We start from the raw sequence: 12,323 nt of genomic DNA, 5'->3' as shown, positions 1-12,323 counted from the left end.
TTTTCAGGAATAGAAAAAACTGCAGACCAAGGAGTAGTTCACTCACTTTGTCTACAGTCTGAAGCACCGGGATTTTAATCCCGGTGCTTTTCATAATGCTCTTTTGCTGCCAGGGAGGCATATGCCGACACGGTTTCCAAGTCGGGCATGTTGTCATACGCGCTGAGCGTCTCGTTCAGCTGTTCTTCGCTGCTCGCACCTGTGATGGCGGCTGCCACTGTCCGGTTATCCAGAACGAAGGCGAGGGCTGCCGAGTGGAGTGAGCCAGGCAGCTTGCTGAACTCGGTGATCAGTTCGCGGAGCTCTCCCGAAGAGTACGATAAGTATCCGTCCGATGCTTCGGCGCGCTTTTCCGCTTCAGCTGTCAGGAGGCCTTTTGCAATCGGCCCGCGGGCGACGACAGATGCGCCTGAATCACTGATATCGCCGAACCATTCCTCCGGTCTTCGGTCTAGCAGGCTGAACTGCATCATATTGGATACTGCGGAGCTGTTTTTCAAAAACGGCAAAAAGACATTCGGACGGATGGATGATAAGCCGTAATGACGGATCAGCCCTTCCCGCTTCAGGTCCTCGAACACCCAAATGACAGCATCGAGGTCATCTTCCGCCGTTCCGCCGTGCAACTGATAGACATCAATATAGTCGGTCCCGAGGCGCTTCAGGCTATCCTGGACAGACTTGCGGATATGTTCCGGAGACGGATCCCATTCCCAACCATCTCTGCCATCCGTCCAGCGGTTTCCGACCTTTGTGGCAAGGATGATGTCACTGCGCCTGTTTCCGAGCGCCTTGCCGAGGAGTTCCTCATTTCTGCCTCTTCCATACAGGTCGGCAGTGTCGAAATAGCTGATCCCTGCATCATATGCCGCGTGAACGATTCGCTCCGCCTGGCGGGCATCATCCGGAAGCGACATGCAGCCGAGTCCGATTTCAGAAATGTCCGGACCGGTTTTTCCGAGTTTACGTGTCTTCATCGTATCCCCTCCCGAATCCATAGTATAATGAATGCGCGAGGACGACCAACAGAAAGGGATGGTCCAATGGATAAGTTTGAGGAACGGACAGTACATACAGAAACGGTTTATGACGGCAAAATCATCCGCCTTGAAATCGACGATGTGATCCTGCCCGACGGGAAGCCGGCGAAAAGGGAACTCGTCCGCCATCCGGGCGCGGTAGCTCTGATTCCGATCACCGATGACGGCAAGTTGGTCATGGTGGAACAATACCGGAAGGCACTCGGCACGACGTTGCTGGAAGTGCCGGCCGGGAAGCTCGAGCCGGGGGAAGCGCCAGAAGTGACGGCACGCAGGGAACTGGAAGAAGAAACCGGATACTCATGTGATGATCTGGAACCGGTGGCAACTTTTGCGACATCACCCGGATTCGCTGATGAAACGATCCATCTTTTTGTTGCAACCGGGCTCCGGAAGGTCGACAATCCAGCAGCAGGCGATGAAGATGAGTTCGTCGAACTGCTTGAAATCCCTTTGGATGAAGCGGTCGCGATGCTGGATAAGGGGGGAATCCGGGACGCCAAGACGGCTTTCGCCATTCTTTGGGCGGAGCGTTCGGACAGAAGGAAATGACATGTCGGGGAGCGGACAGGCATAGGTTGTACAAATCCTCCGGAGGTGCAGCCCATGCAGCGATCGCTCCCTTTTCTTTATCTGCTCACATTACTTATCATCGGGTTTACGGGCGGAACCGTCCTGTTCCGTTTTGCGGAAACAGGCATGGCGGAAACGGTCACCGTCTTTCTTGACCCGCGCCTCGACCTGGTGACTCCGGCCAAACCGTACCGGGCAATGCTTGCTTTTCTGGCGTTTCACGCGCTGGCCCTGTTCCTGGCATCGCATGCCGCACTCCGGCATGCGGTCATGTTCGTCGCAGGCTTGAGAGCCGTCTTCTTCGGTTTTGCCTCGACTTACCTGATCAGCCAGGAAGGCGCGCTCACTTTTTATGCCGCATGGTGGTTTCCGGCACAGCTCCTTCTCACACTGCTGTTTATTTTGTTCTGCATGAATCTCTCGCCTCCGTTCATGCTGAAGAAATATTTTAGCAGGCACAGGAAAGAGGCAGTGATCAGAGTCGCCGCTCTTTCGGCCGCCATACTGGCAGTGGAGATCGGGCTGTTCATTTTCCTTGATAATTGAAAATGATTATCATATTGTAATCATTGTTGTTAATATGTTGGAACTCTTGTAACCATCCGGCCGGGTTGATATAATAAGTACAGTTTGAGGGGGGCGTCTCATGGAAAGCAGGATTGAACGCATAAAAAAGCAACTCCACAATGCGAAATATAAACTGACGCCCCAGCGCGAAGCCACGGTCTCTGTACTGCTGGAGCATGAGGAAGACCACCTCAGCGCAGAGGATGTCTATCTGCTCGTCAAAGAAAAATCACCCGAAATCGGGCTTGCAACAGTCTACCGGACATTGGAGCTGCTGACTGAACTGAAAGTTGTGGACAAAATCAACTTCGGAGACGGGGTTTCCCGTTTTGACCTGCGGCAGGAAGGTGCCGCCCATTTCCACCACCATCTCGTGTGCATCGAGTGCGGCGCGGTGGATGAGATCCAGGAAGACTTGCTTGGTGACGTCGAACAGATCGTCGAAGACCGCTGGAACTTCCGCATCAAGGATCACAGGCTCACATTCCATGGAATCTGCAGCCGCTGCAGTGAGGGAAATGAAGAAAAAGATTCAGAATAACAGAAACGGACAGGATAGCGAAAGCTGTCCTTTTTTCATATGGATAAGTCCGGAAAGGGGAGAGATCATGAAAGAGGCGGAAGATGCGCTGAACGATTACCTTCATTTTCTGAGAGTCGAACGCCAGCTGGCGGAAAACACAATCGGGTCGTACAAAAGGGACCTGATCGGGTATATCCGCCATTTGGAAAAGGAGGTGCAGCCGGGCAGTCTGGATGGCGTCACCCGTACCGATATCCTGAGCTATCTTCAGGTTCTTGAAGAGGGCGGAAAATCCCCGAGGACCATTTCCCGGCATATCTCCTCCATCCGTTCTTTCCATCAGTTTCTCGTGCGGGAGCGGGTCACAACGACCGATCCGACCATCCAGCTGGACCTTCCCAAGCTGGAGATGAAATTGCCGCGGGTGCTGTCCGTTGGGGAGGTGGATGCGCTCATCGGGGCACCTGACCGCTCGAAGCCTGCGGGGATGAGGGACAGGGCCATGCTGGAGATGCTTTATGGGACCGGCATGCGGGTCAGTGAATGCATCGGGATGAATTTGGGAGACGTCCATCTTTCGATGGGATTTGCCCGCGTTTTCGGCAAAGGCGGCAAGGAACGGATCGTGCCGCTTGGCAGGAATGCGATTGATGCGGTGACTGCGTATATCGAGCAGGCGAGGCCGTCCATGCTGAAAGGGGACCGTGCGCAGGATGCGCTGTTCGTCAATGCGAGGGGTGGCCGCCTGACGCGCCAGGGAGTCTGGAAGCTGTTGAATCAGCATGCGAAAAAAGCGGGCATCACGAAAGAACTTACCCCGCATACCCTGAGACACTCATTTGCCACTCATCTAGTGGAAAACGGCGCGGACCTCCGAGCGATTCAGGAAATGCTCGGCCATGCCGATATCTCCACAACCCAGATCTACACCCATGTCAGCAAGACCCGTCTAAAGGACGTCTACAGCAAGTTTCATCCCCGTGCATGACGCGGGTAAAATGTGACGTCAGACCTCTGATTTGTGGTACAGTATTCTTGTAATGGGTATACGTAGTGCCAAGGAGGTTTTGCAACAATGACAGCGCAACCATTTAATCGAATCCATCTGATTGTCCTCGATTCGGTCGGCATCGGCGAAGCGCCGGATGCTGCCGATTTCGGTGATGCAGGAGCAGATACACTCGGCCATATCGCCGAGGCGACAGGCGGCCTCAACATGCCGAACATGGCAGGTTTGGGCCTGGCCAATATCCGTCCCCTAAAAGGGCTTGAGCCGGCGGAAAATCCGGCCGGATATTACGGCCGCATGCAGGAAGCATCGGTCGGAAAAGACACGATGACGGGCCACTGGGAAATCATGGGCCTGAACATCGACAAACCGTTCAAAGTGTACCCGGAAGGATTTCCTGACGGCCTGATCCGCGAACTCGAGGAAAGGACCGGGCGCAGGGTGATCGGCAACAAGCCTGCCAGCGGCACCGTCATCATCGATGAACTCGGGCCGCTTCATATGGAGTCAGGCGATCTGATCGTCTATACATCGGCGGATCCGGTACTGCAGATCGCAGCACACGAAGGCGTCATCCCGATTGAGGAGCTTTACGAAATCTGTGAGATCGCAAGAGAGATAACGCTGAAGCCGGAGTACCTGGTCGGCCGGGTCATCGCTCGCCCGTTCATCGGTGAACCGGGCAACTTCACACGGACGACAAACCGTCATGACTATGCCCTTAAGCCGTTCGGGCGCACCGTCATGAACGAGCTGAAAGACGGCGGCCATGATGTCATTGCAGTCGGTAAGATTTCCGATATCTTTAACGGAGAAGGCGTGACGGACGCGGTCCGTACTTCATCCAATATGGATGGCGTCGATAAGCTGTTGGAAGTGATGCACCGCGACTTCAAAGGACTTTCGTTCACAAACCTTGTCGACTTTGACGCACTCTTCGGTCACCGCCGCGATCCGGAAGGCTATGGGAACGCCCTCGCTGAATTTGATGCGCGCATGCCCGAGATCCTGAACGCCCTCCGGGAGGACGATCTTCTGATCATTACGGCGGATCACGGAAACGACCCGACGGCCCCGGGGACCGATCATACGCGTGAGTATGTCCCGATCATCATGGCTTCACCTAGATTTGCACAAGGCGGCGAACTGCCGCTCCAGAACACCTTCGCTTCTGTTGGCGCGACCGTCGCGGATAACTTCGGGGTGGACATGCCTGAATTCGGAGCAAGCTATCTTCCATTTTTGAAATGAAAGCGGGTTGAAACACATGAGAATGGTTGACATCATCACGAAAAAGCGGGACGGCGCCAGGCTGTCGGAAGAGGAGATCCGGTTTTTCATCAATGGAATTACAGATGATTCCGTTCCGGACTATCAGGCAAGCGCCCTCCTTATGGCCATCTACTTCGAGGGAATGGATGAAGAAGAGCAGGCGTTGCTGACAGAAGCCATGGTGGACTCGGGTGATCGGATCGACCTGTCCGGCATCGAGGGCACGCTCGTGGACAAACATTCCACGGGAGGAGTCGGCGATACGACCACGCTTATCCTGGGACCGATTGTTGCCGCATGCGGCGTGCCGGTTGCCAAGATGAGCGGACGGGGTCTCGGCCACACTGGCGGGACGCTCGACAAACTGGAATCGATCGAGGGCTTCCATATCGAACTTACGGAAAAGCAGTTCGCTGATCAGGTGAACAGCCTGAAGCTCGCGGTCATCGGACAAAGCGGAAACCTCACACCGGCAGACAAGAAACTTTACGCCCTGCGTGATGTGACGGCGACCGTCGACAGCATCCCGCTGATCGCAAGCTCGATTATGAGCAAGAAAATCGCAGCAGGGGCGGACGCCATCGTTCTGGACGTCAAAACAGGCGAAGGCGCCTTTATGAAGACCGAAGACGATGCACGGCGTCTTGCCGAAGCGATGGTCGGCATCGGCAATGCCGTCGGACGCAAGACAATGGCGGTCATCTCGGATATGAGCCAGCCGCTCGGCTACGCAATCGGCAATGCGCTCGAGGTGAAAGAGGCGATCGAGACACTCAGAGGAGAAGGTCCTGAAGACCTTTCGAGGCTCTGCATCGAACTGGGCAGCCGCATGGTCGTCGCTGGAGGAAAAGCCGGAAGCATCGAAGAAGCGGAAGGCATGATCAAAAAAGTGATCAGTGACGGCTCGGCACTTGCTCTGTTCCGTAAGTTCATCGAAGCACAGGGCGGTGATCCTGAAATCGTCGACGAGCCGGCGAAACTTCCATCGGCATCGGAAGTCATCGATTTCAAGGCCGAGACGGACGGCTACGTCCAGTCCATTGGCGCGGATGACATCGGCCTTGCCGCAATGCACCTTGGAGCGGGGCGCGCGACAAAAGACGAGCAAATCGACCTTGCAGTCGGCATAGTCCTTAAAAAGAAAGTCGGCGACGAGGTGAAGAAAGGTGAACCGCTTGCCGAGATCCATACCAATGGAAAAGGCACCGAAACGGCCATCGCCATGTTGCGTGAGCATATCATCGTCGGTTCCGAAAAAACCGGCGCGCCGGCGCTCATCCACGGTGACATTCAGTAAAACAAGTGAATAACTGAAAGTACGAATCGGACCCGGAAGAACTTTTTTCGGGTCCGATTTTTGTTTTAGCAGAAAAGTGTATTGAAAAGGGGAGCCCTTAGAGGGGTGAGTATGAAAACAAAATGTTCGCATGCAAAACTTGTGGCCACACAGGTGAAGGTGAATCGCAACCAACCGGTAGCCGAGTTACAACCAAATATCTCTCGAATCATAACCTCGTAACTGCTGAGTTGCGATCGTGCCTCATTGAATCACTACCCCCTGCTGGCAGACACACCAGATACCGTTCATCGCAGTCCCCGTAACGGATTTGGCTGCGGATCTGCGGTAGGAGGGGACCCACAGCATCAGATCATAGTCGTCAATCCCGCCACATCTTCTCCGATAACTGTAATTTCCACGTATATTCGGGCACGATAACGGGCAGGCTTGGACGGCGAAGGCCGTCATGGCCGAATCTTGCCGGATTTCCACTACTTTCGTCGAGTACAAGGATTCCGGAAAGCGGCCGTTGAATTACGGGCCGAAAGGGGGCATCCATATGAATCAGATTACATTGACATCGGGCGGAATCGTAATTGTCCGCCCTGCAGGCGAACTGGATCACCACACGGCGGACAGCATCAAGCGGGAGGTCAGCCGACTCATATTTGGCGGTAAGGCCGCCGCGGTCATCTGGGACCTCGGAAGCCTGCAGTTTATGGACAGCGCGGGCATCGGGCTGATATTGGGCAGGATGAGGGATCTCGGTGCAGTCGAAGGCGGGACGGTAATCCTGAATCCGTCTCCGACCATGAAGAAAATGTTTGAACTGTCCGGACTGGGCAGCCATCTGTTGGAAGGTACGGTTGAAGACGCGATAAAACGGCTGGGAGGGATCCTTCATGGAAAATGAAATGACGCTGTCGTTTGCTGCAATAAGTGAAAACGAAGCACTTGCCCGCATGACGCTGACTTTCTTTGTGGCGGCGCTTGACCCGACACTGGAAGAAATATCGGAATACAAGACCGTCATCTCCGAAGCGGTTACAAATGCGATTATCCATGGATATGACGAGGATCGCTCCGGTATAGTCCGGGTTCATGCAGCGCTGGACGGCCGTGAGGTGACGGTTACGATCAGTGACGAAGGCGGCGGGATAGAGAACGTGGAAGAGGCGATGCAGCCGATGTATACGTCTAAGCCTGAACGCGAGCGTTCAGGAATGGGGTTCACCATCATGGAGAGCTTTACGGACAGCTTGTCGGTCGATTCCAGCAATGGCGGCGGAACAATCGTCACTTTCAAGAAGAAATTTTCTCCCGTGCAGGAAACCTGCTCTTCGGTGGGATGACGGATGCAGGAACATGTGGAGCAGCGTAAACCGCCACTTTTGACACAGGAGACGATGAGAGAACTGATCCGGGAAGCACAGGCGGGAGACGCCGAAGCCAGACGGGTCATGGTCGAGGGAAATACAAGGCTCGTCTGGTCCATTGTGCAGCGCTTTTCATCAAGGGGCGTGGAACTGGATGACCTGTACCAGATCGGCTGCATCGGGCTTCTCAAGGCTGTTGATAAGTTTGACCTGAGCTTTGAGGTGAAGTTTTCCACTTATGCAGTGCCGATGATTATCGGGGAGATCCAGCGTTTTCTCCGTGATGACGGAATGGTGAAAGTAAGCCGGTCGATCAGGGAACTGAACTTTAAAATCCGGCATGCGACCGACGACTTCCTGAAGGATCACGAACGTTCACCGACGATATCCGAGATATCCGCCATATTGGATGTCCCGGTTTCGGACGTCATTGTCGCGATGGACGCGATGAAGGATCCGGCTTCCCTTCAGGAGCAGCTCTATGAAGGAGAAGGTGACTCGGTCACCCTGATGGACCAGGTGCGGGATGAACGTTCTGAAAAGGGCTTCGAGCATATTCCGCTGAAAGATATCATTTCAAGGCTTGACCCGAGGGACAGGACCATCATTGTCATGAGGTTTTACATGGACTGTACCCAAAGCGACATTGCGGAGCGGCTGGGCATTTCCCAGGTACAGGTGTCTCGCCTTGAGAAAAAGATTCTTGCGAAGATGAAGGCGTATATGAGGCCCGACCTCGTGAAGGAACCGGTGGAGACGAAGGGAGAAGGGTGACGATCGAACGGCTTTACGACAGCAGAGAACAGGCAAAAGAGGAGCTCGGCGGCTTATTCGGCAAAGGCGAAACTTATGATTTCGTCATGCTGGATATCCATATCCGCCAGGAACCGGCCACGATCGTCTTCATGAATGGTTTGATCGGCTCTGATGTAACAGCGCAGCTTCTGACCTCGATGCAGATGACGGACATTTGGGGTGAATTGGAAGGGAAGATAGACAGGGAAAATTTCCTGACCTATTTTCCGTTCCATGCCGTTGAACCGGCCAAAGACAAAAACGCCATGATCGACTCCATCCTGAGCGGCCAGCTCATATTCGTGATGGAGGACGGTTCAGTTTTCCAGGTCGATGTCCGCGAATACCCGGGCAGGCAGCCGGAAGAGCCGGATAACGAAAAGGTGATCCGGGGCTCGAGGGACGGCTTCACGGAAAACATCATCCTGAATACCGCCCTCATCAGGAGGCGGCTCCGTGACCCGCAGCTGCGTTTTGAAATACAACGGGTGACGGAAAGGGGCCGGACGGACATCGCGATCGGTTACCTGAAGGGTGTCGCGAGCGAGAAGCATCTCGATATGCTGCGAAAGCGGCTGGCCGAAATCGATCATGACGGACTGACGATGTCTGACAAGCAGCTTGAAGAGCTCTTGTTCAAACAGAAATTTCACCCCGTGCCGTTTGTCAGGTTCACGGAAAGGCCGGATATTGCGGCAGCCCATTTGCTGGAGGGCCATATTGCGATTGTAGTCGACACTTCTCCTTCGGTACTGCTCATTCCGGTGACGATTTTCCATCACCTTCAGCATGCCGAGGAGTTTCGTCAGGCACCGCTTATCGGAACGGGCGTACGTGTCATCCGTTATACCGGGATGCTGATAGCCGTTTTCCTGCTGCCGTTCTGGTACCTGCTTGTCAAGCATCCTGAGTTCGTTCCGAAAGCGCTGGATTTTATCGGCCCGAAGGAAAGCGGAGAAATCCCTCTGCTCTTCCAGATTATTGCGGCTGACATAGGGGTTGAATTCTTGCGGCTGGCCGCAATCCACACTCCGACCCCGCTTTCGACGGCGCTTGGCCTGATTGCGGCGGTCATCCTCGGCCAGATGGCGGTCGATGTCGGACTTTTCACCGCCGAAGTGATCTTGTATGTCGCACTCACGGCGGTGGTGACATTCGCGATCCCATCTTATGAATTGAGCATCTCGGCTAAAATATTCCGGACGGTGCTTCTTCTCCTGACTGCTTTGGCAGGGCCTGCCGGCTTTTTTGCCGGAGGTGCGGTCCTGTTCTGGTACTTGTGCTCCATCAAGCCGATGGGTGTCCCGTATCTCTGGCCGATGACGCCGTTTTTCCCGAAGGCGTTCGCCCGCGTGATTGTCCGGTACCCGATGATCGGAAGCTCGTTGAGGCCGTATATTACGGATTCTCCGAGAAGGCAGCGCAGCTGAAGACCGATTGCACGTTCGCCCCCTTCATGGTAAAGTTTTAATAGACTAAGCCGGAAGGATGAGGCATTGTGCATCTATACGGAACACAGAAGATTAACAGCAACGGACATCTTGAAATCGGCGGGGTGGATGCGGAAGAACTTGCACGCATCTACGGCACCCCGCTGATTATCTATGATATCGCGCTCGTCCGGGACCGTGCCCGGTCGTTCCTGAAAGCATTTGAGGAGGAAGGGGTCACCGGGCAGGTCGCCTATGCGAGCAAAGCGTTTTCGAGCATCGCGATGTTCCGGATCGTACGCGACGAGGGCCTTTCGCTTGATGTTGTCTCGGGAGGGGAACTGTATACAGCAATCCGTTCCGGCTACCCGGCGGAACGGATCCATTTCCACGGCAACAACAAGAGCGAAGAAGAAATCCGGATGGCATTCCGGGAAGGCGTCGGCTGCATCGTAGTGGACAACTTCCATGAAATCGGCATGATCGAACGGATTTCGGAAGAGCTTTCGCTGCCGATGGATGTCCTGATCCGTGTCACACCCGGTATCGAAGCTCACACGCACGACTTCATCACCACCGGCCAGGAAGATTCCAAGTTTGGCTTTGACCTGAACAACGGGCAGGCCGACAAAGCGTTCCGCAGGCTGTCCGGCATCGGCAGGGTCCGGATTCTCGGCCTCCACTGCCACATCGGCTCCCAGATCTTTGATACAGCGGCATTCAACCTTGCTGCGGGCTCGCTGATTCGGAAAGTCGCCGAATGGCGTGAAGAGTCCGGGTACATATGCCCGGTCCTGAACCTGGGCGGAGGCTTCGGAATCCGCTACACCGAAGAAGATCATCCTCTTGAACCTGAAGAGTACGTCCGCGCAATGATCCGTACAGTCAAGGAAGCCGCCGCGGAGTCCGGCTATCCGGTGCCGGAGCTCTGGATTGAGCCGGGGCGTTCCCTCGTCGGGGAAGCCGGCACGACGCTTTACACAGCAGGTTCCGAGAAGGAAGTTCCCGAAATCCGTACCTATCTGTCCGTTGACGGCGGCATGAGCGACAATATCCGTCCGGCCCTCTACGGTGCGGCCTACTCATCCGCCGCGGCACTCCGTATGGACGAGCCGCACACTTCGGCCTACACGATTGCCGGCAAGTGCTGTGAATCCGGTGACAAGCTGATCGAGCAGGCATATCTTCCTGATGTGGAGCCGGGCGACCTGATAGCCGTGTTCTGCACAGGCGCATACGGCTATGCCATGGCGAGCAACTATAACCGGATGCCGCGTCCTGCCGTCGTGTTCGTTGAGGACGGGGATCATCGTGCAGCTATCCGGCGCGAGACGTATGATGACCTGATCCGTCTTGAGCTGGAGGCAGCCGGTATCGGAAAGGAAGAGGTGCGTTGAGGAAGAGGAACATCCTCCTATTCATCGTCATCCTTCTAATGGCGCTGGCCTGGGGGGCTGTATACTGGATTTTCATAGCCCCGAATTTCGGGCCTCCGTCAAACTGACAGTGAGCGGAGAATACGGAAGAGAGGGAGCCGACCATGTTACTGCGCTATAAAAAATCACTCGAAAAAATCGCGATGGGCCTCCTGTCCTTCATGCCCGGCGAAAAAGATGTCAAGAAACTGAAAGAGACGATCACCCGTTACGAGACAGACGACCAGAGCCAGCTCTATCTCTGGAAAATCGGTGAGGACTACATCGGGCTGGTCGGCGTCGAACTTGAAGGTGACCGCGTCACCGTCTGCCATCTGTCCGTCAATCCGTCCCACCGGGGAGAGGGTGTCGGAAAAGAGATGGTCGCGAAACTGGCGGCGATCATGCCGGGCAAAACCATCGTCCCGACAGAAGCCACACGCCCGTTTCTGGAAAAATGCCAGGAAATTATTGAAGGAGGAGCAGACCGTCAATGACGACTGCTCCTCCTTTTTTCGCGTTCCGACTGAATATGGCTGCGGTCCCGCAGCATATGTTTATGAATGAGACGGGCCCCGGTGAGGGCGGGGATTTCTCCGGTCCCTGCCAAATCGGCGACGGCATCCCGGATTATCGGATCGGTCACCCTGATAGGGAATTTTTCGAACGCACGGCCCCGGTCAACGGCATGAGCGGCTTTCCGGAGATCGCGAAGAAAAGCAGCCAGGTCCACGCCATCCGAGAAGGGTGAGCCCTTCTCTTGCGCCATGCAGAGCAAACGCTCCGCTTTTGTGAGGAGCTTGGCGGCGCCGCGAAAGTTTCCGCGACGCCAGTGGTAAAGCGCCACAGATGCCTGGATATACCCGACAAGCGGATGGGTGCGATTCCTTGGCGCAATCAGGTTCCAGTAATCCTCAAGCACTTCGTGGCACTCAAAATAATCTTGATTCTCATTAAAGTACACAATAAACTTGATGAAAAGCGGATGACGGAGCGGAATCATGAATCATCCTCCCTTCCGCAACGAATCGACTGCAGGTGAAT

14 protein-coding genes are annotated in these 12,323 nt (G+C 54.9%); 12 read left to right on the top strand and 2 right to left on the bottom strand.

Annotated features, from left to right (window positions below; translation table 11 throughout):
• Nucleotides 1-74: 74 nt before the first annotated feature.
• On the bottom strand, nt 75-977 hold the full coding sequence (locus DZC51_RS09695; RefSeq protein ID WP_157295240.1) for an aldo/keto reductase: 903 nt from the start codon (nt 975-977) through the stop codon (nt 75-77).
• 66 nt (nt 978-1,043) lie between these two features.
• Between DZC51_RS09695 and DZC51_RS09690 the strand changes: the two genes are divergently transcribed.
• From DZC51_RS09690 to DZC51_RS09635, 12 genes are all read left to right on the top strand, one after another.
• Entirely contained in the window at nt 1,044-1,592 is a 549-nt protein-coding gene (locus tag DZC51_RS09690; protein WP_157295239.1) for an NUDIX hydrolase, read from the top strand.
• Between the two features lie 54 nt (nt 1,593-1,646).
• Entirely contained in the window at nt 1,647-2,159 is a 513-nt protein-coding gene (locus tag DZC51_RS09685) for a hypothetical protein (protein ID WP_157295238.1), read from the top strand.
• Nucleotides 2,160-2,259: 100 nt separating this feature from the next.
• A complete protein-coding gene (fur, locus tag DZC51_RS09680; protein ID WP_157295237.1) occupies nt 2,260-2,721 on the top strand; it encodes a ferric iron uptake transcriptional regulator in 462 nt (153 codons plus the stop codon).
• A gap of 67 nt (nt 2,722-2,788) precedes the next feature.
• Nucleotides 2,789-3,691, top strand: coding sequence for a site-specific tyrosine recombinase XerD (gene xerD, locus DZC51_RS09675; RefSeq protein WP_157295235.1), 903 nt, complete (start codon nt 2,789-2,791; stop codon nt 3,689-3,691).
• An 87-nt stretch (nt 3,692-3,778) separates the two neighbouring features.
• A complete protein-coding gene (gene deoB, locus DZC51_RS09670; RefSeq protein WP_157295233.1) occupies nt 3,779-4,963 on the top strand; it encodes a phosphopentomutase in 1,185 nt (394 codons plus the stop codon).
• Nucleotides 4,964-4,979: 16 nt separating this feature from the next.
• A complete protein-coding gene (locus DZC51_RS09665) occupies nt 4,980-6,281 on the top strand; it encodes a pyrimidine-nucleoside phosphorylase (RefSeq protein ID WP_157295231.1) in 1,302 nt (433 codons plus the stop codon).
• 541 nt (nt 6,282-6,822) lie between these two features.
• The gene (locus DZC51_RS09660) at nt 6,823-7,176 is read left to right on the top strand and encodes an STAS domain-containing protein (protein ID WP_157295228.1); all 354 of its coding nucleotides are present in this window, start codon (nt 6,823-6,825) and stop codon (nt 7,174-7,176) included.
• A complete protein-coding gene (spoIIAB, locus tag DZC51_RS09655) occupies nt 7,166-7,615 on the top strand; it encodes an anti-sigma F factor (protein WP_157295226.1) in 450 nt (149 codons plus the stop codon). Before DZC51_RS09660 ends, spoIIAB begins: the two co-directional genes overlap by 11 nt.
• Nucleotides 7,616-7,618: 3 nt before the next feature.
• Nucleotides 7,619-8,413, top strand: coding sequence for a SigF/SigG family RNA polymerase sporulation sigma factor (locus tag DZC51_RS09650; protein ID WP_157295224.1), 795 nt, complete (start codon nt 7,619-7,621; stop codon nt 8,411-8,413).
• Nucleotides 8,410-9,864, top strand: coding sequence for a spore germination protein (locus DZC51_RS09645; RefSeq protein ID WP_157295222.1), 1,455 nt, complete (start codon nt 8,410-8,412; stop codon nt 9,862-9,864). Before DZC51_RS09650 ends, DZC51_RS09645 begins: the two co-directional genes overlap by 4 nt.
• A 68-nt stretch (nt 9,865-9,932) precedes the next feature.
• Nucleotides 9,933-11,261: a diaminopimelate decarboxylase gene (gene lysA, locus DZC51_RS09640; RefSeq protein WP_157295220.1), complete on the top strand. Its 1,329-nt coding sequence runs from the start codon at nt 9,933-9,935 to the stop codon at nt 11,259-11,261.
• 143 nt (nt 11,262-11,404) lie between these two features.
• Nucleotides 11,405-11,776: a GNAT family N-acetyltransferase gene (locus DZC51_RS09635; protein WP_157295218.1), complete on the top strand. Its 372-nt coding sequence runs from the start codon at nt 11,405-11,407 to the stop codon at nt 11,774-11,776.
• Here DZC51_RS09635 and DZC51_RS09630 read toward each other — a convergent pair.
• Nucleotides 11,770-12,282 carry a DUF309 domain-containing protein gene (locus tag DZC51_RS09630; RefSeq protein ID WP_157295216.1) on the bottom strand — a complete coding sequence of 171 codons (513 nt, stop codon included), beginning with the start codon at nt 12,280-12,282 and terminating at the stop codon, nt 11,770-11,772. The two genes, DZC51_RS09635 and DZC51_RS09630, sit on opposite strands and share 7 nt — an antisense overlap.
• Nucleotides 12,283-12,323 lie beyond the last annotated feature (41 nt).

The sequence above is a fragment of the Bhargavaea sp. CC-171006 genome, assembly GCF_009761675.1.
Lineage (GTDB): Bacteria > Bacillota > Bacilli > Bacillales_A > Planococcaceae > Bhargavaea > Bhargavaea changchunensis.
This window is presented reverse-complemented; position numbering and strand designations above follow the sequence as displayed.